Annotated in this window: 20 protein-coding genes; 10 read left to right on the top strand and 10 right to left on the bottom strand. The window is 64.2% G+C overall.

All coding sequences use genetic code 11. The features are described from left to right. Nucleotides 1-14: 14 nt before the first annotated feature. The gene (locus VW23_RS18920; RefSeq protein ID WP_176730438.1) at nt 15-1,790 is read right to left on the bottom strand and encodes a pyrroloquinoline quinone-dependent dehydrogenase; all 1,776 of its coding nucleotides are present in this window, start codon (nt 1,788-1,790) and stop codon (nt 15-17) included. Between the two features lie 234 nt (nt 1,791-2,024). On the opposite strand from VW23_RS18920, the gene VW23_RS18915 reads away from it, so the two are divergent. The 4 genes from VW23_RS18915 (at nt 2,025) to VW23_RS18900 (ending at nt 4,979) form a co-directional block, all read left to right on the top strand. Continuing rightward, nucleotides 2,025-2,639 carry a QcrA and Rieske domain-containing protein gene (locus tag VW23_RS18915; RefSeq protein ID WP_084646310.1) on the top strand — a complete coding sequence of 205 codons (615 nt, stop codon included), beginning with the start codon at nt 2,025-2,027 and terminating at the stop codon, nt 2,637-2,639. A gap of 14 nt (nt 2,640-2,653) precedes the next feature. Then, nucleotides 2,654-3,046, top strand: a complete 393-nt coding sequence (locus tag VW23_RS18910) for a hypothetical protein (protein ID WP_069911097.1) — start codon at nt 2,654-2,656, stop codon at nt 3,044-3,046. Between the two features lie 69 nt (nt 3,047-3,115). Continuing rightward, on the top strand, nt 3,116-3,880 hold the full coding sequence (locus VW23_RS18905; RefSeq protein ID WP_069911096.1) for a GntR family transcriptional regulator: 765 nt from the start codon (nt 3,116-3,118) through the stop codon (nt 3,878-3,880). A 52-nt stretch (nt 3,881-3,932) separates the two neighbouring features. After that, on the top strand, nt 3,933-4,979 hold the full coding sequence (locus tag VW23_RS18900) for an SMP-30/gluconolactonase/LRE family protein (RefSeq protein ID WP_069911095.1): 1,047 nt from the start codon (nt 3,933-3,935) through the stop codon (nt 4,977-4,979). A gap of 101 nt (nt 4,980-5,080) precedes the next feature. Here VW23_RS18900 and VW23_RS18895 read toward each other — a convergent pair whose 3' ends face one another. The 7 genes from VW23_RS18895 to lra1 form a co-directional block, all read right to left on the bottom strand. Then, nucleotides 5,081-5,827: a hypothetical protein gene (locus VW23_RS18895; protein WP_084646308.1), complete on the bottom strand. Its 747-nt coding sequence runs from the start codon at nt 5,825-5,827 to the stop codon at nt 5,081-5,083. 84 nt (nt 5,828-5,911) lie between these two features. Next, nucleotides 5,912-6,934, bottom strand: coding sequence for an ABC transporter ATP-binding protein (locus VW23_RS18890; RefSeq protein WP_069911093.1), 1,023 nt, complete (start codon nt 6,932-6,934; stop codon nt 5,912-5,914). 8 nt (nt 6,935-6,942) lie between these two features. Continuing rightward, on the bottom strand, nt 6,943-7,794 hold the full coding sequence (locus tag VW23_RS18885) for a carbohydrate ABC transporter permease (protein ID WP_069911092.1): 852 nt from the start codon (nt 7,792-7,794) through the stop codon (nt 6,943-6,945). Between the two features lie 7 nt (nt 7,795-7,801). Further along, the gene (locus VW23_RS18880; protein ID WP_069911091.1) at nt 7,802-8,671 is read right to left on the bottom strand and encodes a carbohydrate ABC transporter permease; all 870 of its coding nucleotides are present in this window, start codon (nt 8,669-8,671) and stop codon (nt 7,802-7,804) included. 68 nt (nt 8,672-8,739) lie between these two features. Beyond that, a complete protein-coding gene (locus VW23_RS18875) occupies nt 8,740-10,011 on the bottom strand; it encodes an ABC transporter substrate-binding protein (protein WP_069911090.1) in 1,272 nt (423 codons plus the stop codon). A 44-nt stretch (nt 10,012-10,055) separates the two neighbouring features. Then, on the bottom strand, nt 10,056-11,231 hold the full coding sequence (rhmD, locus tag VW23_RS18870; RefSeq protein ID WP_069911111.1) for an L-rhamnonate dehydratase: 1,176 nt from the start codon (nt 11,229-11,231) through the stop codon (nt 10,056-10,058). A 38-nt stretch (nt 11,232-11,269) separates the two neighbouring features. Continuing rightward, nucleotides 11,270-12,040, bottom strand: coding sequence for an L-rhamnose 1-dehydrogenase Lra1 (lra1, locus tag VW23_RS18865; RefSeq protein WP_069911089.1), 771 nt, complete (start codon nt 12,038-12,040; stop codon nt 11,270-11,272). A 133-nt stretch (nt 12,041-12,173) separates the two neighbouring features. On the opposite strand from lra1, the gene VW23_RS18860 reads away from it, so the two are divergent. After that, complete coding sequence (locus VW23_RS18860) at nt 12,174-13,595, top strand: hypothetical protein (protein ID WP_069911088.1); 1,422 nt, start codon at nt 12,174-12,176, stop codon at nt 13,593-13,595. Beyond that, nucleotides 13,592-14,338 (top strand): FadR/GntR family transcriptional regulator, encoded by a 747-nt coding sequence (locus tag VW23_RS18855; RefSeq protein ID WP_069911087.1) that lies wholly within the window; start codon nt 13,592-13,594, stop codon nt 14,336-14,338. The genes VW23_RS18860 and VW23_RS18855 overlap by 4 nt, the downstream gene beginning before the upstream one ends. A gap of 33 nt (nt 14,339-14,371) precedes the next feature. Here the strand turns inward: VW23_RS18855 and VW23_RS18850 are convergent, their stop codons facing one another. Both VW23_RS18850 and VW23_RS18845 read right to left on the bottom strand, forming a co-directional pair. After that, the gene (locus VW23_RS18850; protein WP_069911086.1) at nt 14,372-15,322 is read right to left on the bottom strand and encodes a glycoside hydrolase family protein; all 951 of its coding nucleotides are present in this window, start codon (nt 15,320-15,322) and stop codon (nt 14,372-14,374) included. Between the two features lie 130 nt (nt 15,323-15,452). Then, the gene (locus VW23_RS18845) at nt 15,453-16,382 is read right to left on the bottom strand and encodes a DUF1186 domain-containing protein (protein WP_176730437.1); all 930 of its coding nucleotides are present in this window, start codon (nt 16,380-16,382) and stop codon (nt 15,453-15,455) included. Nucleotides 16,383-17,023: 641 nt separating this feature from the next. On the opposite strand from VW23_RS18845, the gene VW23_RS18840 reads away from it, so the two are divergent. From VW23_RS18840 to VW23_RS18825, 4 genes are all read left to right on the top strand, one after another. Next, a complete protein-coding gene (locus VW23_RS18840) occupies nt 17,024-18,229 on the top strand; it encodes a class I SAM-dependent methyltransferase (protein ID WP_069911110.1) in 1,206 nt (401 codons plus the stop codon). Next, nucleotides 18,226-19,140, top strand: a complete 915-nt coding sequence (locus VW23_RS18835; RefSeq protein WP_069911084.1) for an NAD-dependent epimerase/dehydratase family protein — start codon at nt 18,226-18,228, stop codon at nt 19,138-19,140. Before VW23_RS18840 ends, VW23_RS18835 begins: the two co-directional genes overlap by 4 nt. After that, nucleotides 19,137-22,115 carry a glycosyltransferase gene (locus VW23_RS18830; RefSeq protein WP_069911083.1) on the top strand — a complete coding sequence of 993 codons (2,979 nt, stop codon included), beginning with the start codon at nt 19,137-19,139 and terminating at the stop codon, nt 22,113-22,115. Before VW23_RS18835 ends, VW23_RS18830 begins: the two co-directional genes overlap by 4 nt. Nucleotides 22,116-22,190: 75 nt before the next feature. Next, entirely contained in the window at nt 22,191-23,168 is a 978-nt protein-coding gene (locus tag VW23_RS18825; protein ID WP_069911082.1) for a class I SAM-dependent methyltransferase, read from the top strand. The last annotated feature ends 1 nt before the right edge of the window (nt 23,169 follow it).

The raw sequence follows: 23,169 nt of genomic DNA, 5'->3' as shown, positions 1-23,169 counted from the left end.
CCACGGGGGAGAGATCAGTTCACGGCGAAGACGTACATGGCGTCGGTCGGGACGAAGTACTTCAGCGACGGGTCGGCATTGATCTGCGCCGTGCTGGGCGCCGCGCCGGCGAGGACCGCGATGTACTCCTTGCCGTCGACGGCATAGGCCATCGGCGGGGAGCCGAGCGAGGTGCCGACGTTGAACTTCCAGAGTTCCTTCAGCGTCTCGTCGTCATAGGCGTAGATCCAGCCGGCACGGTCGGAGCCGAACACCAGGCCGCCGGCAGTCGCCAGCATGCCGTTGCCACGGGCCAGCAGTGGGATCTTGGCCGCGATCTTGCCGGTGACCGGGTCGATCGCCACGACAGAACCCGACTGTTCGGCCGGCAGCTCGGTGCCCTCAGGAGCGGGCAGACGACCGTTCCATTCCTTCTGAGCCGCCACCACGTCGTATTCGCCGCCGGTGATGGTCGGGTTCGGAGCCTCGGTCGGCACATAGGCCGAGCAGCCTTCGTTAGAGGTGAGGTAGACCAGCTTGGTCTTGGCGCTATAGGAGGCCGGCTGCCAGTTCTTGCCGCCGCCCAGGGTGGGGCAATAGATGCCCGGCAGGTCGTCACGCGAGCCGACGGTGCCAGCGACATATTTCTGCAGGTCCGCCTTCGGATCGTAGCTCAGCGGCAGGCCGGTCTTCTGGTCGATGCCGGTGGTCCAGTTCAGGTCGTCGACATATTGCGTGGCGTGCTGCAGCTCGCCGTTCGAGCGATCGAACGAATAGCCGAAGCCGTTACGGGCGGCGCGGAAGGCGAGGTTGCGGTCGCCATTGTCGATGAGCTGGGTTTCCCCGATTTCGTCGTAGTCGTAGGGGTCATTGGGGGTGAACTGGAAGTGCCACTTGATGGCGCCGGTCTCGGTGTCGAGCGCGACGAGGCTCGAGGCATAGAGGTTGTCGCCCGGCCGATACTCGGCGTCGATCTGCGGCGCCGGGTTGCCGGTGCCCCAATAGGTCAGGCCAAGCTCGGGATCGTAGCTGCCGGTCGCCCAGATCGAACCGCCGCCGGTTTCCCAGGTGCCCTCACGCTTCCAGGTCTCGTTGCCGGGCTCGCCCGGTGCCGGAATGGTGTAGGTGCGCCACTTGGGCTTGCCGGTATTGAGATCGATCGCCTCGATCCAGCCGCGGATGCCGTATTCGCCGCCGGCCGGGCCGTAGAGCGCCACATCGCCGATGACCAGCGGGGCGACGGTGAAGCTTTCGGCGCGCGCCTTGTCGGCCTGCTGGGTTTCCCAGTTGAGCTCGCCGGTATCCTTGTTGATCGACATCACCCGGCCATCGAGGGTCAGGGCGATGACGTCGTTCTTCCACAGCGCGATGCCGCGGTTCTCGGCGCCGCAGCAGGTGGCATCGGAGATCCACTGCTTGTCGACTTCGGGATCGACCTTCCAGACGATCTTGCCGAAGCGGCCGTCGCGCACGTCGACCTTGTAGACCCGGCTCCAGCCGGCCTGGACGTACATGAAACCGTCCTCGACCAAAGGCGTCCCTTCGTTGCGGGCGCTGGCATAGCGGCCACCCGCCGACGCCTGGTCGAACTGGGTGACGAAGGCCAGCGACAGCTTGTCGACATTGTCCTTGTTGATGCTGTCCAGCGGGCTGTAGCGGTGGGCATCATAGGTCCGGTGGACCATCAGCCAGTTGCCGGATTCCTTGTCGGCCGCCAGCAGCCGATCATTGGTTACCTCGTCCGACCAGGCCGATGACGCCATCGTCACCGCCAAGGCCAGGAGGCCGGCGCCAAAGCGCAAGCGTGCCATCTTCCTCATCCCTTTATTTCGAAAACTCGGCTGCCGATCCGATGCGGGTCGGGAGCGCTGCGACGTTATCGCAATGCGGCGTTTGGCCGCCAGAATGTACGCGACCTACAAAAGCCAATTCAGAATATAGGAACAATCACTGACGGCTACTTTCTATATTCGGTGCGAGTGAGGGCGCGGTGATATCGGCCGCGCTGCCGGCTGCGGAGGCCGGCACGTTAGGAGAAACAGCTGATGAAACAGGGCGTTGCGGCCGACCCGGCAATCCAGACTCAATGCGGGTGCCAGTGCACCCGGATCAGCCGGCGGAGCGTGTTGGGTGGCCTCGCGGCGGCTGGCGCCTTTGCCGGGCTGGGTGGCACGGCCCTTGCCGCTGCGCCTGACGCGATGCCGCCGCAGGTCGGGGACTTTCTGGTGTCGCCTGCCGGCAGTACGCCGCTGACGCCGGACAGCATCAAGCTCGACAGCAAGCCGTTCGAAGCGGTGGCGATGTCACCCGATGGGGTGGTGCGCAATGCCGAATACGAGAACACCGTGCTGCTGCTGCGCTACGACCCGGCCACCCTGCCGGCAGAAACGGCGGCGAAATCGGCTGAGGGCGTCTTGGGCTACACCATCATCTGCACCCATGCCGGCTGTCCGCTCAGCGACACGCTGAAGAGCAAGTTGCTCGCCTGCGACTGCCACGGCTCGCGGTTCGACCCGACCAAGAACGGCGAGGTGGCGCATGGGCCGGCGGTGCGGAAGCTGCCGCAGCTCGGGCTCGGCATAAAGGACGGCCAGCTGGTGGTGGCGGAAGCCTTCGACTCGCGCGTGGGCGGCGACATGATGGGCGAAGACGACCGCTAACGAGGAGCGATGCAGTGAAACTGAGATCAACTCTTTGGGCCCTGCTGGTCGTTCTGCCCACCGCCGCACTGGCCGCCAGCCTGCCGCTTGCTGGCAGCTATGGCACGCCGGCCGGATGTGCGGCACACGCCGGGACAGGCGACAGCAGCGGCGAGAAGGTGCTGTTCAGCGCCGACGATGTGCGCTTCGAAGGCAATGTCTGCCCCTATACCAGCGTCACCGCGAGCGGCGACAAAGCCTTCGAGGTGAAGATCGCCTGCGAGAGCGGCCATGACGAAGTCGTTCGCGGCACGCTCGATATCACCGAGAGCGCCGACGGCAGCAAACTGAGCGTAGCGCTCAAAGACGGTGCGGGTCCGAAGGGCGAGTTTCTGCCCTGCGACGCCACGGCAACCCCGTCGCAATAGTTAGCCTGTGATTTTTTCTGGTTTTTGGAGTTATTGGACGGTCCGACGCCTCTCGCAAGGGACCCAACATTGCCAACCCTGCCGAACAACGGCGATCGCGTTCCGGACAGTGCGATCGTTTCCGCTACCCGCATCCGAACCACGCTCCGCGGCGACATCCTGACGGGCAGGCTTCGGCCGGGCACCAAGGTGAATGTTGAGGACCTCGCCGAGCGCTACGAGACATCGCATATCCCGATCCGCGAGGCGCTGATCGGACTGGTGTCGGAAGGGCTGGTCAAACGCGAGGAACGACGAGGGTTCTTCGTGGCGGCGTTCACGGCGGAGGTGCTGGAGGAGCTGATCAAGACCCGGTGCTGGCTCGAGGAACGCGCGCTGACCGAGAGCATCGCCAACCGCACCGTCAAATGGGAGGAGGACCTGGTGCTGGCGCTGCACTGGCTGTCGCGGACGGACCGCTACACCGATGCGGCACGGCAGCAACTGAACCCCGGCTGGGAGGAACGGCACAAGCAGTTCCACCAGGTGCTGATCAGCGCCTGCGGCTCGTCGCTGTTGCTGCGCTACTGCCAGGAGGTCCGGGACCGGGTGGATTCATACCGGTTCATTACCGAGAGCGCCAACCCGGCGCCCTTTGAAGCCCGCCCCGACGAGCATCGGCTGATCGCCGATGCAGCCCTGGCGGGGGACACGAGTACCGCGGTCGAGCTGCTGATGCAGCACTATCGGCAGACGCTCGAGATCATCACGGCGACCTTTGCTGCGGCCAGGCCGGAGCGAGACGCCGCAGGGTCGGGCGAGGAGCGGATGGAAGCCATGAAGGGAGGCGCCTGAGCAATACGGCGAGCCTCCACCCTGTTGCCTGCAACATAGATGGAGGAAATCGATGAAGCCCGTTTCGATCGTAAGCCTGGTCCTGTTCGCCACATTTGCCGCGAACCCGGCGATGGCGCAGCAGAGTGCGGCGCCCGGCCCCTACTTCGTCGGCAACCCGCTGGGCCTGCCGGTCAACCCGGCCGCCGATGGCGCTTTTGCGCCGATGTCGAGCAACGTGAAGGTGTTCGGCGCCATCTACGCCACCGAGAGCTGTTCCTACGATGCCGAGCGCGACCTGATCGTCGCCCCGGCGCGCGGCGTGAACCAGGCGATCCAGGAAAACAACGCCTTCGTCGCGCTGATCAACCATGACGGGTCAGTCAACACGGCACGCTGGATCGGCGTGCAGAACCCGCAGCAACGCGCCGACCTCATGCCGCCGCTGATCCTCAACGAGCCGGTCGGCAGCGACATCGAAGGCGGCGTGCTCTACCTCGCCGATCGCGACGGTGGCACGGCCGACCCTGCCGATCCGACCAAGACGACGCCGAGCAAGGCGGTGATCCGCAAATTCAGCATGCAGACCGGCGAGCCCATGGGCGAAGCAGTGATCGATGGATCGCCGTGGATCAACGATATCGAAGTGGCGCCAGACGGTACCATCTATGCCAGCAACACCGGCGTTGGCGGCAAGTCGCCGGAGCCCGACACCTGGCAGATCTGGAAGGTGACGCCGGATGGTGCCGCCTCGGTGTGGATCGAGGGCGCGCCGCTCAACCAGCCCAACGGCATCGCCTTCGACAATGACGGGAACGTCGTGGTGGTCAACATCGGCAGCGACGAGGTGCAGACCTTCGCGGCCGCCGACGCCAAGCTGTTGAAGACCGAAAAGGCGGCCCAGGCTGGAAATGACGGCATCGTCGTCCTGCCCGATGGCACCAAATACATCAGCAGCGTGATGAACGGCGGCATCACCAAACTGGCGCCCGACGGCACCGCATCACTGATCGCCGAGAACATCCCGAGCGCCGCCTCGATGTGCTACGACGCCGGCGCCGATCAGCTGGTCGTGCCGATGAACGCCAATAACGGGCTGGCGTTTATCAGCCTGAAGTAGCGTGATGAGCGGCGGACGCCGGTCGGCGTCCTGGCTGCGTTGTTCATTCGTCGACAGGACAGGTGGCGGAACCCTGGCCCGCCCCTGTCGAGCGCGTTCTGCTAGCCGAGGCAGCTTTGCAGTTTGCGCTTGGCCTTGAGGCCGTCCTGCCACTCGACCTCGGCGACGGTCTTGTTGCCGACCGATAGCTTGAAGCTCTGCGTGTCTTCCATGCCGTCGAGTGCGGCTTCGATGCTCGGCACGGCGAGTGCGATAGCGCCCCAGGCATCCCCGGCCAGGTGGTAGTTGAAGGCCTTGACCTTCTGCGGCGCGCCATCAGCCTGATCGAGCGTTACGCTGATGGTCTTGACGTCCTTGGGCGTCGGAATGTTCGGGCCCCAGAAGGTGATCAGGGCGCCCTGATAATCCCCGCCCGGCCCCGACAGCCGGACCATGCCATCGCCCTTCCAGTAGAAGGCAGCGCAGTATTCGCCCGGCGCTGCCCCGGCATTGTCCTGGAAGTAGTCCCAGCCGCCATTGCTGTAGCGCTCGTAGGCATTGCGGAACCCCGGGTCCTTCAGCTTTTCGTCGAGCGCTGCCTGTTGTGCACTCACTGCGCTGGCAAAGCTCGCTGCCTCGTTGCTCAGCGAGCGGCCGGGGTCCTCGGCATAGGCGGAATAGTCGATATCGCCGCTGTAGTAGCCGCTGTCGTAATAGTCGTCGCCGTAATAGTCTTCCTCACCATAGTAGTCGCCGTAGGCGTAGCTGGCCGAGATATCCACCATGCTCTGATGGTGCTGCGCGTTCATCGCGCAGATATTGGGCAGGTCCGAACAGGCCGCTGCCGGGCCGGCGAAGGTCAGGCCCATCGCGACCGCTCCGCCGAGCACAAAGACCCTAGTCAATTCACGTCGCGGCATGGATGCCTCCTCGTTTGGTTGGGCAATGAATGGCTAGTCCAGCCGTGCGCCATCAGCGCTGAACTGGTGCAAGTAGCCGGGATTTGGCGTCAGACCTACACGTTCGCCGCGGCTGAGCATGACGTCGTCGGAGCGGCGGACATTCAGCCTGCTGCCATCATCCAGCTCGACGAAGTAGTAGCTGTCGGCGCCAAGATGCTCGGTCAGCCCGACCGTGCCGTTGAACTGGCCGCTGCCGGCGTGACCGATGGCGATGTGCTCGGGCCGGATGCCGATCCGTTCGGCGGCGTCGCCGACCGCGAGCCCGGCCTGGCGCGCTGCCGCCGCGCTCATGACGTTCATGCGCGGCGAGCCGATAAAGGTCGCGACGAACAGGTTGCGCGGCTTCGAATAGAGCTCGAGCGGCGTGCCCACCTGCTCGATCCGGCCGGCGTTGAGCACGACGATCTTGTCGGCCATGGTCATCGCCTCGACTTGGTCGTGCGTCACGTAGATCATGGTGGCCGAGAGCTCTTCGTGCAGCTGCATCAGCTCGTGGCGCATCTGGACGCGCAGGTCCGCATCGAGATTGCTCAGCGGCTCATCGAACAGGAACGCCTCGGGTTCGCGCACGATGGCGCGGCCGATGGCGACGCGCTGGCGCTGCCCACCGGAGAGCTGAACCGGACGCCGATCGAGCAGATCCTCGATCCTCAAAATCTCGGCGACGCGGGCGACGCGCTGGGCGATCTGCGGCTTGGGCTGGCGCGCCAGGCCGAGGCTGAAACCGAGATTGTCGCGGACCGTCAGATGCGGATAGAGCGCGTAGGACTGGAACACCATGGCGATGCCGCGCTTCGAGGGCGGCAAGCGGGTCACCTCCGCGCCGCCGATCGAGATGGAACCGTCGGAGATGGTCTCGAGGCCGGCGATGCAGCGGAGCAGCGTGGACTTGCCGCAGCCCGAGCGCCCGACAAACACCACGAACTCGCCGTCGGCGACATCGAGATCGATGCCTTTGAGCACTTCGACGTTGCCGTAGGTCTTGTGCAAGGACCGGATGGAGATTGCCGACATGGAGCGACTTAGCCTTTGACTGCGCCCAGGGAGACCCCGGCGACCAGATGACGTTGCATGAGCGCAGCGAAGATGATGCCGGGCAGCATGATGAGGATGGCCGCCACCGCGGCTTCGCCGAACAGGGTGCCGCGCACCCCGGTGGGGAGGAACAGCGCAACCGCTGCTGAAACCGGCCGGGCATTGGTGCCCGAGAGGATCGAGGCGAAGAGGAACTCGTTGACGGTGTAGATGTAGACGAACAGCGCCGTGCTTAAGAGGCCCGGCCAGATCTGCGGCACGGTCACGCGCCAGAACGCGCCGAGCCAACTGGCGCCGTCCATGACGGCGGCTTCCTCGATCTCGCGCGAGGTGCCCTCGATGAAGCCGCGGATCATCCAGATCGAGAGCGGGATGTTGAAGGCGACGTTGATGGCGATCAGCGTCTCGAGCCGGTCGAGCATGCCGATATTGGAGGCGATGAGGAAAATCGGCAGCACCACCGCGACCGGCGGCATCATGCGCTGGCTGATGATGAAGAAGGAAATGTCCTTGCTGGCTCGCATCGGATAGCGCGCCAGGGCGTAGGCGGCGAGGGTCGCTACCACCATGACGATGGTGACCGTGGCGGCGGCGATGATCAGGCTGTTCAGGTAGAACTTCAGGAAGTCGGAGGTGAACAGCACGCGCTCCCAGTGCTCCAGCGTCGGCTGGAACAGGAAGATCGGGTCCTTGGAGAGGATCGCGTTGTTCGGCTTCAGGCTGGTCAGCAGCACCCAGAGCAGCGGGAAGCCGGCGAACAGCGTCATCAGCACGAGGATGCCGCCGACGGCGACGCGCTGGCCGGGATGCAGCGGGCGGGTGGAAGGGGGAGCACTCATCGCTGCCTCACGCCTTCCGGCTGAGCTGACGGATCAACAGGGCAGCGATCACCGTCAGGACGATGACGAACAGGTAGCTCAGCGCCGAGGCGTAGCCCATTTCCATATAGGGAAGTCCCTTGCGGTAGATGTAGAGCGAGACCACCTCGGTCGAGGCCGAGGGGCCGCCATTGGTCATCACGAAGATCGAGTCGAAGGTTTTGAACGAGTCGATCAGCCGGATCAGCGTGGTGATCAGGATGAGCGGCATCAGCATCGGGATGGCCAGTTTGGCGAGGCTTTGCAGCGGCGTTGCGCCGTCGATCTCGCCGGCTTCCATGACCTCCTTGGGCAGGTTCAGGATGCCGGCCAACAGGATGATGGTGAAGAACGGCGTCCATTGCCAGACATCGGCGACGATGACCGCGATCCGCGCCGTCAGCGGGTGCTGCAGCCAGATCGGCCCGGCGATCCCGAGCTTCGCAAGCAGGCCGTTGACCACCGAGTAGTCCGGCTGGAACATCAGCAGCCACAGGATGCCGACGACCACCGGCGTCACCATCATCGGGAACATCAGAAGGATGGTCAGCGGGCCGCGCGCATAGACCACCCGGGCGAGGCAGAGCGCCGTGACGAAACCGAGCACCAGCTGGGTGCCGGTGGAGGTGAAGGCGAAGATGAAAGTGAAGATGGCGCTGTCGCGAAAGGCCGGGTCACCAAACGCCGCCAGGTAGTTCTTGAACCCCACCCACACGCCATTGAGCATGATCAGGTTGTAGTCGGTGAAGCTGGTCGTGAGCGAAAACAGCAGCGGATAGACCACCATGGCGAGGAGGATCGCCATGGCCGGCATGAGCAGCAGATAGGGAAACAGCCGGGACCAAAGACTAGCGCGCATGCGGCCTCATTTCTGCGATGAACCAGGGGCTGCCGCCCCTGGTTCGATGGTGACAGGAGCAGTGAAGCTCAAGGCTGCCAGATGCCGAAGCGAACGGCGATGGCTTCGACGTCGGACTGCACCTGCGCCAGCGCCGCCTCCGGCGTGGCCTGGCCGGTCATCACGGCGTTCTGCGCATCGGCCAGTTCCTGGAGGATCTGCAGGTTCGGCGTGACTTTGGGGAAGTTGAACGGCTGGCCTTCGACCAGGGCGAGGAAGCCCTTATAGGCCGGGTACTTGTCGTTGGCCGGATCGGAGAGGATCGAGGTGCGGATCGAGGGCGTCAGCGGCACCAGCGCTCGCTCCATGTCGGGCGAGACGATCCACTTGAGAAACTCGAACGCCGCTTCGGGGTTCTTCGAGTCGCGCGACACCTGCACCGACCAGCCGCCATTGGTGGCGCGGCCGCCCGGCATCGGCGCGATCGCCCATTTGCCGACGATCTGCGAGTTGGCCGCGTCGCCGAAGAAGTTGTCGCCCGAGTCCCAGAATACGGTCATGGCCGCCTGGCCCTGCTTGAACGCGGTCTGCGCCTCGTCGAAGCTATAGGATGGCGAGCCCTCCACGGCGTGCGCGGACAGCGCCTTGAGCATATTCATGGCGGCGAGGCCGGCTTCGGTGTTGAGCGTCGGCTTGCCGGCTTCGTCGAAGTAGTTGCCGCCATAGGCGCCCCAGATGTTCTGGAACGTCGAGGCGCCCTGGATGTCGGCCTTGCCCATCAGCACCAGGCCGCGCAGCTCCGGCCCGTGCTTCTCGTCGACCGCCTTGGCGATCGCCAGCACGTCGTCCCAGGTCTTGGGAACGGCATAGCCCTCGGCCTCGAAGATATCCTTGCGGTAGTAGAAATTCATGCCGCCCACATGGGTCGGCACGCCGTAGTAGCGCCCCTTGTACATCATGTGGGAGTCCTGGATGGAGGGGTGGATGTCGTCCAGCTCCAACTCGGCGGCATCGCGCTTCACCCAGTCGGTGAGATCGACCATGAAGCCCTTTTCGTCGAACAGCGCCATATCCGGCACGTGCATCTGCACCACGTCGTATTCGCCGGTCTTGCCGGCCGAGGCGGTGAGGATCTTGTTGAACAGGCCATCGAAGCCATAGGTATCGATGGTCACCTTGATGCCGGTCAGCGCCTCGAACTCGGCCAACCGGTCGCGGAACGCCCATTCGCGCGGCTCGTCGATCATGGCGACCTTCAGCTCGACTCCGGCGAAGGGCTTGTCCTGTCCCATCGCCGGAGCGAGCGCCAGCAAGATGACGCCGGCGGCGACGGCAGTCAGCAGATTGCGTCTCTGAATCACGTTTCTCTCTCCCTTTGTGGGCCCGCTAGGCGGGCCGTTCTGCCTCAGGCGGCCTCGACCAGTTTCGCCGAGGGGTTCAGCTCGAGCCCGAAACCCGGCGCGTCGGTGACGTCGACACGACCGTTCTCAGGCACGGGTTCGTTGGTGAACAGCGCGCCGAAGCTGGGCAGCACGGCGGTGCCGTCGGGGCTGTTGGCGACATACTCGCTGAACGGCGCGTTGGTCTGCGACAGCACGTAGTGGTAGCTGTAGGGCCCGCTGCCATGCGGCACCACCGGCAGATCGTAGGCTGCCGCATGCGCCGAAATCCGCAGCAGTTCGGTGAGCCCGCCGACCCACATCACGTCCGGCTGCAGGGTATCGACATTGCGCTGCTCGATCAGCTTGCGGAAGCCATAGCGCGAGTACTCGTGCTCGCCAGTGGTCCAGCGGAGCTTGGGGTGGGCGCGCTTCAGCAGCGCAAAACCATCGAAATCGTCGGGATGCAGGACCTCTTCCCACCAATGGATGTTGAGGTGGGCACAGGCTTCAGCGATCTCGATGGCGTAGGGCACGTCGAACGCCATGTAGCAATCGACCATCAGCGGGAAATCGGGGCCGATGGCCTCGCGATGGCGGGTCAGGAACTCGATATTGGCGCGGAGGCCCTCCCGGCCGCTGGCCGGACCGTAGGGGATCGGCACCTTGCCGCCGAAAAAGCCGAGCTTTTGCGCGACGTCGGGGCGCGGGCCGGTGCAGTAGAGTTCGACCGCCTCCCTGGTGCGTCCGCCGATCAGTTTGTAAACCGGCTCGCCGCGGAGCTTCCCCAACAGGTCCCACAGCGCCAGGTCGACGACGCTGATCGTCGCCAGAGCGATGCCCTTGCGGCCATAGGGCATCGAGGCGCGAAACATCTGGTCCCAGATGCGGTTGATGTCGCGCGGGTCGGCGCCCCTGAGGAAGCGGCTGAAGTGGTGGTTGATCAGCCAGCAGGCCGGCGGGCCGCCGAAGCCGGTGCCGCGCCCGACCTGGCCGTCCTCGGTTTCGACCTCGACGACGATCGAGCCCATGACGCCGATGCCCCAGCTGGTGCGGGTCTTGCGGTATTCCGGGTAGCCGGACATCGGGTTGGCGATGACGCTGTCGATCAGCCAGTGCCCGCCCTCCTGACGGAAATAGTCGCCGCCGCCGGCGCCATCGAGCAGGTAGGTGCGGATCGCCACGATTTTGGGCGCGGTCATTGTCTGGTCCCCATAGGATTGCGCTGCCGACGAGAAGGTCATTGCAGGTTCACGAACATGCCGCCGTCGACCAGCAGCGCGGCCCCGGTGACGTAGCGCGCCATGTCGGAGGCGAGAAACACCACGCATTCCGCGACGTCGTCGGGACGGCCGAGACGGCCCAGCGGAATGCGCTGTTCGAACGCCGCCCGCTTGTCGTCGGCTTCGAGATCGGCGCGGTTGAGATCGGTCAGGATGGCGCCCGGCAGCACTGAATTGCAGCGCACGCCATATGCCCCGAGGGCGATCGCGGCGGACTGCATCAGCGAGTGCACCCCGGCCTTGGTCGGCGTGTAGTGGGTCTGGGTGGCGCCGCCGACCAGCGCACTGATCGAACTGGTGGCGACGATCGCGCCGCCCCTGCCCTGCGCCTGCATCTGCCGCGCCGCAGCCTGCACGACGTAGAAGGCGCCATGGAGGTTGACCGCCATGGTGCGCTCGAGCAGCGCCGGCGGCAGGTCGAGAAAGCTGTGAAACGGGCAGATGCCGGCATTGCTGGCCAAGACGTCGACGCCGCCGAAGGCCGCCACGGTACGTTCGATCAGCATCGTCGAGGTTTCGGGCAGCGCGATATCGCCTTCGATGACGATGGCCCGGCGGCCGGCGGCCTCGATCTGCGCTACCACCTGATCGGCAGCCCGCGCCTCGTCAGCACCAGGCGCGCAGTTGATGGCGACGTCAGCGCCAGGGCGGCCGGCCAGGGCGGCAATCGCGGCGCCAATGCCCCGCGAACCGCCTGTCACCAGCACGACTTTTCCCTCAAGCAGCATGCCCGTCCTCTGGCCCATACTCATCAACATGGAAACTTGTAAGTCAAGTTGCTTTGTTGCTAGCTTGCGAAGCATTCAAGTGATTGCCCGGGGCTGGGGCGCGCTGTAAGGCTGAAACGACGGGGAGAGACGGATGACCGACGACAGAGCGCCGCGGCCGAGGATCGGCACCATGGCGGTAGGCCTTGCGAGCTACTGGGATCAGTTCGCCGGCATGAAGGATGCGGTGCTGGGCGCGCACCGGCGCCTCTGTGCGCTGGTCTCGCCGCATGGCCAACTGGTCGAGGCGGGCCTTGTCGACAGCGCCGCGGCGGCGCGCATCGCCGGCGACACGTTCCAGCGCGAGAACGTCGACCTGGTCTTCGTCCAGCTCGCCACCTACGCGAACTCCGAGACCTTGCTGCCGGCGATCCGCGCGCTGGATGTGCCGGTGGTGCTGCTGAACGTCCAGCCGCAAAAGAAGCTCGACATGGCCCGGGTCAGCGGCATCGGCGACTGGCTGGCGAGCGGAGTGACCCCCTCGTCATTGCCCGAAATGACCAACGTGCTGATCCGCCTCGGCAAGCGCTTCGACGTGCTCACCGGGCATCTCGACAATGATCTGGAACTGGCAGAGAGCCTCGCCACCTGGTGCAGGCTGGCAGCGCTCTGCCGCCGCTTGCGCACCCAGTCGATCGGCCTGCTCGGACGGCCGTTTGCCGGCATGATGGACCTCAACATCGACGAAACCCACCTGTTCAAGCAGCTGGGCAGCTTCGTCGACCACCGACACTGGGACGATCTGGTGGCCGAAATGGACGCGGTGACGCCTGCCGAGCAGTCCGCCGGGGTTGCCGAACTGCGCCAGGTCTTTCCGGCATCGGGTTCGTTGACCGAGGCCGAGTTCGCGGCAGCCGGCACTGTCACAGCTGCGGTGCAGCGCTTCGTCGTGCGGCACAATCTCTGCGCCATCTCGAGCCACTATGATGGCCCGGTGCAGGGCCGGCACGCCGAACTGCTGGCCGCGCTCAACCCTGCCCTGTCGGTGTTGAACGCGGCGGGCATCGCCTGCCCGGTCGAGGCCGACATCAAGGTGGCCGTGGCCATGCTGCTGCTGAAGACCCTCAGCGGCAGCGCCACCCTCGCCGAACTCTACTCGATGGATTTCGACGACGATGTGGTGATCATCGGCCATAGCGGCGCCGGCGATCCGGCAATCTCACGCGAGCCGGCGCGCCTCGCCATGTCCGAGGTGTTTCACGGCAAATCCGGCAAGGGCTACCTCACGCAGTTCTTTCCCGGCCCGGGCCCCGTTACCCTGTTGTCGATGACGCAGGGAGCCGATGGGGATTTCCAGCTGGTGGCGGCGGAGGGGGAGATCGTCCCCGGCCCGACGCTGCAGCTGGGCGACACCAATGCCCGGGTCCGCTTCCCGCAGGGGCTGCGCCGCTTCGTCAACGAATGGAGCCGCCCCGGCCCGACCCATCACGGCGTGCTGGGTTATGGCCACCACGCCGAAGGCCTGCGCGCCGCCTCGATCGCCCTCAACCTGCCGCTACAAATGGTGACACCATGACCGACAGCGCCGTTGCATCGCTGAGCAAGGGAGCGCCGCTCGCCCGTAAACCCGCCGCGGAACTGGTGGTCGAGCGCCTGCTCGAGCTGATCTATGCCGGCAGCCTCAAGGCGGGTGACACCCTGCCCACCGAGCAGGAAATCGGCGCGGCGCTGCAGGTCAGCCGGCCGGTGGTGCGCGAAGCGCTGCGCGGCCTGCAGATTCTCGGCGTCGTCGAGACGCGGCAGGGCGGGCGTTGCTCGGTGACCGACCTGAAGCCGGAGCGGCTGGCGGCGCCGGTGCAGATGCTCATCGCGCTCGACGAGCGCAATATCGATTCGCTCTACGAAGCCCGCATGGCGGTCGAGGGAGAACTCCTCGCACTGGGTGCGCTGCGCGCCAGCGACGAGGCGATCCTCCACCTCGACCACATGGTCCGCGAAGGCTACCGGCTGATCGCCGACCCGGTGGCCTTCCGGGTGCTCGACCTCGAGTTCCACCAGACCCTGCTGGCGCTGGCCGGCAATCCGTTCCTCGAACGAACCGCCCGATCCTTCTACCACGCCGGAACAGAGTTCAGACGCATCGCCTCCGAGACGCCTGGAGTGCTGGAAAACAGCGCGAGAGAGCACGAGCGGATCGTCACCGCGGTGACCGCGCACGACCCGCAGCAGGCGAGGCTCGCCATGCGGGATCACCTGTCCAGCATCGCCGCGACGACCGCCAACGCGATGCAGAGCGTCGCCGCGACGCGTTGTGATTGAGCTCGGCACGGCCGACACCCTGCCCCCCGCACGTCAGTCCTGCAGCACCTGCAGCTGCAGCGTCCCGACATTGCGGTCGCAATGGAGGATGCCGTCCTCGACCGTCAGCCGGGCCCAGTGGATGGTGCTGCGGCGGGCGCTCGGCGTGTCCATCTCGTGGGTGTGGTCGGTGCCGGTATTGGGATGGGTAAAGTAAACTAACGCCGCCCAGCAGTCCTGCACGACGACATCGGCGTGGCGCGCCACCTGCCGGTCCTCCGGGGCATCGCCTGGCAGATCAAGGATCAGCCCCTGCCGCTCCCAGGCCCTGGTGTCGTCGGAGCGGAACACGGCTTGCCCGCGCCACTCGTCGACGATCATCCAGTGGTGACCGCCGAGTTCGAACACATTGGGGCCCTCGTGCCCCCTGCCACCCTGTCGTGAACCCGGGATGGCGATCCCTTGGTGCGTCCAGCTGTAGAGGTCGGGGCTGGTGGCCGCCTGCGTGCATGAGCCGTTGCCCTCGTCCTTGTACCAGAGCCGGTACAGCCCATCGGGAGAGCGCGCCACTGCGGCATCGATGACGAACTCCGACGCCAGCGGCAACACCGAGCGGCGCGTCCAGGCGACGAGGTCGGGGCTGGTGAAATGGACGATGCGGCGCGGGAAGCCGGGCCAGCGATCGGGCGTGCCGGTGATGTAACTCAAATACATGTGGTACTCGCCCAGCGCCCAGATCACCTCGGGCGCCCAGTGCGTGTTGAGGCCGGGATCGGCGGGATCGTCGAGGCCGACGACGGTGCCGCGATAGTCCCAGCTCGCGCCGCCATCGCTCGACACGGCGACGCCGATCGGGCTGCCATGCACCCATTCGACGCCCGGCCCGACATGCGCCGCCCGGCGCACGGTATAGAACATCCACCACTCCTCAGTGCCGCGCCGGTTGATCACCGTCGGATCGGCAGCCCCATCGAGGATCGGATCGGCAAAGATCGGACTAGACATCGGCAACCCTTCAACCAGCTATCGGCACGGCGACGGGTAGTGCCGGAAACACCGCCGGCCGTCGAGGGGCAACGGAGGCCGACGGTGCCGATCCTGCTCGACAAAACGGATGGCAGCAGCGCTCAGGCCTTCAGGCAAGGTGGCAGTGCTTCGCCTTCTTGCCGCTGCCACATGGGCACGGATCGTTGCGCCCGACCCCGCGGTAGGGATTGGTGACCGGGAGCGCCGGCCGATCCGACCAGCCAGCTAGCGTGCCATCCGAGGCTGGTTCATGTTCCGGACGATCCGTCCACTCCAGCGCCTCCACGATGTCATCGATATAGCCCAGGTGAGCGCGCTTGAGACGCGCCACATCGCGGGGCGCGGCTTCGGCTTTGACCAGATCGCCCTCGAAATCAGGACGTTCGAGCGCCGTGGGGTCCACGCGACCATCGCCCCAGGCGCGAAAGACGAGCGGCGCCAGATCGCGCAGTCCGAGCCAGCCTATCGCCTCCACCCAGCCGATCCATGTGTAATCGCCATCGCCGGCCAGCCGCTCGTCGTAGAAGCGCTGCAGGAAGCCATGCATCCGCTCCGCAGAGATGCCGCCCTCCCAGGCGTGGAACGCTGCGGCGCAGAACAGCGAATGCCGCACGAACTCGTCGATCCCGCGATCCGCGATCAGCGCGAAGAGGGCGTCGGCATCGCCATCGAAAACGCCACAGACGATTCCCGGCAGGCCCGCAGTGACCGCGTCGCCGAGCAGCGGGTCGAGCTCGGACCGCGGCCGTCGCAACAGCCGCAGCAAGGCCGGCCATACCTGTTTGTCGCGTGCCCCGCCGATGATGTAGAGGCCGCGGAACAGCAACTGCGCCTCATCCTCGGACAAGGCAGCACCGTCCGCTGCCCGGTCGAGCACGTCCCGCAGGGCCGGCGCCGCCTCCTCGTAGCGGGCCGCGCACATGGCGATCGCCAGTCGAGGCAATCGGCGCTCCGTCGCCAGAGCGTGGAGATGCTGGTCAATGGATCCCAGATCACCGGGCGTCTGATCGAACAGCGTTGCCAGATCCTCAGCCTTCAATTTTGCCTCCGCGATTCGCTCGGCTCGCAGGATACCGTGGCGTGATGGCGGCATGAACCCGCACTCGCACCTCAGCAGCGGAGCTTCGGACTCCATGTTCGAAGTGCTGGCTGAATGGAAGACCTGCCGTGAGCATTTGGCCGGCCTTGGCCACGCTGGCGCCTCCACCCCCCTGAAGGAAGAGTTAGACGCCACGACACCTCGGTGGGCCAAGACTATCTCGCTCATGGTCGCTAGCAATTACAATATATATCGGCCGCCACCTGTCACTGGACGTGCATACTTCTGACCCAATTTATACATTCATCCCCTCACACCAAATTAGTTGCGCAGCAATGACGCATAAACGCCAATCTGCATTCCAGTCAGCCTCGACAAAACTTTACACCACCAAGCTGGCGGGCCGGTTGCCATTGCGGCTTAGGCTAGGTAAAGGGTGTTCGGGATCGGCTCCATGATTTCGGGCCGGCTGTCTATCACGAGCAAGGAAGGCATATGGCACGGCACGCCTTGGTGACCGGCGCAACCGGGTATTTGGATACGATCCTGGTTCCAGCGCCGCTGGTACGCGATATGCGCGTCGCCACGCTCGATAGGTTTGAGCAAGGCGGCACGGCCCAATGGCGTCGAAGGATTTTGGCATGAAGTGTCGTGTGTGTGATGGACTTCGGCTCGAGCCGGTGGTCGATCTGGGTGAGCAGCCCTGGTGCAATCACTTCCTGCGCCAGGAAGAGGTCGGCACGGAGCCGTTCTATCCGCTGCGCGTGGTCTTTTGCCATGACTGCTCGACGGCGCAGCTCGACTTCACCGTCAAAAAGGAAATCATGTTCGGGGATCACACCTATCTCTCAGGTGTGACGAAGGCCCTGTCCGACCATTTCGCCTCGGTAGCGAGCGAAGTGGACGAGCGCTTCTTCCAGGGCCGGACGGAGAAATCGATCCTCGATATCGGCTCCAACGACGGCACACAGCTCAAGCACTTCCAGAAGCTCGGCTACGAGGTGCTCGGCGTCGAGTCGTCCAAGGGAACCGCGAAGGCCGCCAACGACGCAGGCGTTCCGACCCTCAATGCCTTTTTCAACAGCGAGACGATGGCCGGCATCGGCCACAAGTTCGATGCGTTCAATGCCTCGGGCGTGTTCTTCCATCTTGAAGAACTGCATTCGGTCTGTGAGGCGATCAAACAAGGGTTGAAGGACGACGGAGTGTTCGTCGTCCAGTTCCTCTACATGAAGAGCATCATGGAGAATCTGGCGTTCGACCAGATTTACCACGAGCACCTGCTCTACTACACGCTCAAGACGATCGAGACGCTGCTGAACCGGCATGGCCTGGCGATGTTCGATGCGCGCCTCGCCCCCATCCATGGCGGTTCGATCATCGGCTTTATCGGCCATGCGGGCGGACGCCCGGTTTCGGAGCGGCTTGCCCATATGCGGGCGGAGGAAGAGACCTCCGAGTGCAATACCATCGAGGCCTACCGGCTGCTCGACGAGCGCATCAAGCGCATGAAGCTGGAGAACGTCGCCTATCTCGACACCGCGCGCGCCGCCGGCAAGCGCGTCTTCGGCATGGGCGCGCCGGTGAAGGGCAACACCATGCTCAACTATTTCGGCGTCGGGCCCGAGCGCATCCAGTGCCTGGTGGAGAAGAACACCCTGCGGCGTGGTCTCTATTCGCCGGGCATGCATATCCCGATCGAGATCGAAGGCGAACTCGAGCAGCAGCCCGATATATATTATGTGCTGGCATGGAACTTCAAAAAAGAGATCCTGGCCAATAACCGCCACCTGATTGAAAGCGGCGTCGAGTTCTATTTCCCGGTCGACCCGAAGGTAAGCGCATGAACATTCTGGTCACGGGGGCCTCGGGGTTCCTGGGCACGGCGCTCTGCGCCTTCCTCGAGCGGCAGGGAGCGGTGCTGACGCGGCTCAATTCGCGCAACTGCGACCTGACGCGCGCCGACAGCCTGCCGGCCGCGGCGCCGGATCGCTACGACCTGATCTTTCATCTCGCCGCCTGGACGCAGGCCGGCGATTTCTGCCTCCGGCATCCCGGTGAGCAGTGGATCATCAACCAGAAGATCAACACGCATGTGCTGGATTTCTGGGCCCGCCAGCAGCCGCAGGCCAAACTCGTCTTCATGGGCACCAGCTGCGCCTATGCACCGGGCTCGGACCTCCGGGAAACCGAGTACATGGCAGGCGAGCCGATCGACAGCCTCTACACCTATGCCATGACCAAGCGCATGCTGTTCCAGGGGGCCCGCGCGCTGCACCGGCAATTTGGCCTCAACTACCTCTGCGCCGTGCCCTCCACCCTCTATGGGCCGGGGTACCACACCGACGGCCGGCAGATGCACTTCATCTTCGATCTGATCCGCAAGATCATCCGCGGCAAGGAGTTCGGCGAACCGGTCGTCCTGTGGGGTGATGGCCACCAGAAGCGCGAGATCGTGCTGGTGGACGATTTCGTGCGCATCCTGTGGTCGCTGACGAACACGTTCGACAACGACATCTTCAACATCGGCGCCGGCGAAGAATTCTCGATCCGCACCTTCGCGGACCAGATCAGCGCAATTGTCGGCTACGACGCCAGCCAGATCCAGTACGATACCAGCCGCTATGTCGGCGCGACCTCGAAATGCCTCAATGTCGACAAGGCCAAAGCGGCGGTTCCCTATGAGCTGACGGCGCTGAGCGAAGGGCTCGAGAGCACGATCCGCTGGTTCTACAGTGCCGGAGCACATCACTCATGAGAGTTCTCCTGGCGCTGCCTGACCTGTACAAAAATACGGGTGGCGGGCAGACCGTATACCGCACGATCATCGAAACGACGCCGAGCATTGAGTTCTGCTACCTTCGCGAAACCGAGGCAGAGCACCAGCAACGCCCGTCTAATACGCGTACGTTCCCGCTGCTGTCTCGCAATGCCCTGCGGCTGAACACGCCACCGCCCCATCTGGACTACGAAAGAAACGCTCTCGAAGAAGCGGACGCTATCGCCCGCTCGGTTGCCGGGCAGTCTTTTGATATCGTCGAGACGCCGGATTTTCTGACGTTTGGCGCTGCCCTGCGGGAGGCGTGCGCCTATCGTGGCGTGAAGGTCGGCCGCTTCGTGCTGTCGATGCACGGCAATATTTCGACCTCGATCGAGCTCAACTGGGGTTCGGCCGGCGACCGCGTGTTGGAATATGCGGTCCTCGAGGAACGGCAGTTCGCCACTGCCGACGGCGTTTACGGCATCTCGCGCAGCTACATCCGTGAGTGGCAGGACCGGGTGGACCGAGAGGTCCAGTACATCGACCCTGCCCATTTCGTGCACGCCGAGATGCCGCGGACCCAGTGGGAAGGAGCGGGGAAACCGTCCCTCTATTGCGTTGGTCGGTCCGAGCGAAGGAAGGGCAACGATCTCTTCATCGAGCTTGTCCGCTGGCTAAATCCGACCAGTTACGACAAGGCGGAACAGATCGGCCCCAGCGACTACTCGAACGGCACCAGTTCAACCTATCTGCTCGAGAGCGTTGCCAGACTGCGCGATCTCAATGTGCCGCATAGCCCGGCCCTATCTCCCGGCGATCTCGCAAAGCGCTATTCCCAGCCTGCAATCGTCGTGCTGCCGACGCGCTATGATACGCTCAATCTCGTCGCGTTGGAGGCACTGTTCTCGGGGTGCCCGGTCGCGATCTCGTCCAAGGCTGGCGTTTGCCACTACCTGGACGATGCGCACCCGCACCTCCCATACCTGCGGCTCGATCTTGATGATTTCTATGGCAACGTTGGTGCCATGCAGGATCTTGTCGAGAACTATGACAGCCATCGTCGGGCCCTGCATGAGGCTCTACTGCGAGATCCTCCCCGGCCGGCCACACCGCTCGACATGGAACGCGTTTATCAGGGCATCCTGGACGCGCCGGCTCGTTCTTCGTCAACGCGACTGGAGACGCGGCCCGTGGACCGGTCAAGTGCGAGACCGAAGCAGAATGTCTCCGAGGCCAGCTCGGCCGGCGCCACCTACGAAGCGGAGGACGTGCCGTCCTTGGGACGCCGCGTCGCACGGTTGATCCGCAGCGCGACGCCGACCGAATGGAAGAACCACCTCCGTCCGCTCATTCGCGCCCCGCGCCGCTTCCTGGTCGACCGATTGCGCCAGACCGGATATTTCGGCGACGCACAATACTTCGCCATGCTTGCCGACGCACACCGGGTACCGAACCGACTGAATAATCTGGGCAAGCGGTCGGAGCGCAGCCAGAATGAACTGAAGGACAAGCTGAGGGGTATCTATCATGACTCCTCGAACCTGCTGTTTCGCTGCAATTTCTGGCTCGATCTCGCGCGCGTGGAGCGCCTGCGCGGTCAAGACCTGATGGCTGCGACCTACGAGCTTCGCCTGCTGCGGCTCCTCGGTGAGGACCGGCTCGGGCTGGTGCCGCGCCTGGTGGAAACCCTGGAAGAACACGGCTTCAGCCGCGAGGCAGAAGGGGTGTTGGCCCAGTACGCCGATCCAGCCGCGGCGCCGGAGCGGGTGCACGCGCTGTTGAAGGAACGCTTCGAGCAACTGCGCCACTACAACGAGAAGCCTTGGGCGGTCGTTGATGACCGACGGATGGGGGCGGCCCGAGTCGCAGTGATCGTCTCTCTCTACAAGGCCGCGGACAAGCTGCACTTCTTCCTGACGGCGCTGTCTCGGCAGTCTCTGGTCCAACGAGGCGAGGTCGAGATCATCCTGGTGGACAGTGGTTCGCCGACGGACGAGAAGGCGGCATTCGAGGCCTTCCAGGCAGAACACCCCTTGAGCATGGTCTATGCGCGCTCCGCCGGACGGGAGACGATCCAGGCCGCGTGGAATCGCGGGATCAAGCTGGCGACGGCACCGCACCTGGTGTTCCTGGGCGTCGATGAAACGCTGTATCCCGAGGCGCTGGAAGTTCTGGCGGACGAGCTCGACAAGCATCCCGAAACCGATTGGGTGATGGCGAATTCACTGGTCACCGCAGTCGACGAGCATGGACTGCACAAGAACGACATCATGGCCTACGACCGGCGCGGGGCCACCAAGGACCACGTCTACCTCGAAACGTGCTACCTGTCCTGGGTTGGCGGCATGTACCGCAAGTCGATCCACGATCGCTTCGGCTATTACGACGAAACTTTCCGGGGTGCGGGCGACACGGAGTTCAAGAACCGGCTGCTGCCCCATATCAACGTGCGTTTCGTGGATAGCATGCTCGGCTTGTTCCTCAACTATCCCGACGGCCAAACAACAGCCAGTCCGATGGCTGAGATCGAGGACAGCCGCGCGTGGTATCTCCATCGCACGGCCGGCGGCGTGCGCTATGCCTTCGATGCTCGGCCCGTCGAAGACGCGGAGGCATTGCTTCGCTTGTGCACGGGATATCGCAAGTCCTACTGCGGCCACCTCAGTACGGATGTCGAGTATGGTTCGCTGCTGGCCGACCACGTGCTGTCACGCGAACCCGGCTCGGCGTTGGCAACAGCTCTTGCGCCTGGCCTGCACGCCTTGGTCGAGCAATTGCGCCGCCTGGAGTTTTCTCCTCACACGACGTCGCGACGCGACGCCATCGGTCGCATGACGCGCGCATGGCGCACCGCGCGCTCGTGGCAGAAGGAACATGAACGCGCGCCGCCGGAGCTTGGCGTCCGCGCGCAGTACAAGCTGTCGAACGATAATCGATACGAACAGCATTCGTGGCTGTGGAAGTCGGTATGACCGCCGGCTGGTGCGCGTAGGCGCCCAGACTAACGTGGCCGAACGCCATTGCTAGATAGCAACAGGGGATGAGAGTTGCTCACGCAGGCCATTGGAAAGTTTCTCGATCGATTGGCGTTCGGTTCTCCCGCAGCTCAGCAGGTTGCGAAAGAAAATGCCGAGCTTCGTGCAAAACTCGCTGCGCTGGGCGATGGACGCTCAACCTTACAGATCCTGGAAGGCACCCCCTACAGCCGGTACGCCATTCCCGTTGAGTACCCGCCATCGCGAGATTTTCGCCCGCGGTGGGACGTCGAGAATCCGATCCGCAGCCTGAACACGTGGTTCGAATCCAATAGCGACAGCTACCATGCTTTCCTGCATGAGATGCGACGTGCCGGCGAGCAACTGACCAACGTTCCAATAGTATTTGATCCGGCACATCTGCCAATGCCTGCGTGGACCGGAGTGCCCTACTGCGCCTTTGACGCTGTGGCGCTGTACGCCATGATCCAGCGCCACAAGCCTGCGGTATACCTCGAAATTGGCTCCGGAATCACCACGTGCTGGGCCCATTTAGCGGTAGAGAACGCCAAACTGTCGACCAAGATCGTGTCCATCGATCCGGAACCCCGAGCGCGCATTGACGCGATCTGCGATGAGATTATCCGGGGCGGCCTTGAGACTTGCGACCTAGCGATCTTTGACCAGCTTCAACCCGGCGACGTCCTGTTCATGGATGGGTCGCACCGAACGTTCATGAATTCTGATGTTACCGTTTTCTTCCTTGAGGTTCTGCCTCGTATCAAGCCTGGGGTCATCGTCCACATCCACGACATCATGCTGCCGTATGATTATCCGGACAGCTTCAAGCACTGGTACTGGAACGAGCAGTACATGCTCGCCGTGTACCTCATGGGAAATCGGCATCGGATCAGCCCGCTTCTTCCCACCGCATACGTTTGCAATGATCCGCAATTCGGCGACGAGATAGCGCGCCCATTTGTGGATGTCCCCGTGGACCCGGCAGATTGGCGGGGTGGCGGCGCCATGTGGTTTACCCACACGGCGTAGG

Origin of the sequence: Devosia insulae DS-56 (assembly GCF_000970465.2) — a bacterium.
Classification (GTDB): domain Bacteria; phylum Pseudomonadota; class Alphaproteobacteria; order Rhizobiales; family Devosiaceae; genus Devosia_A; species Devosia_A insulae.
This window is presented reverse-complemented; position numbering and strand designations above follow the sequence as displayed.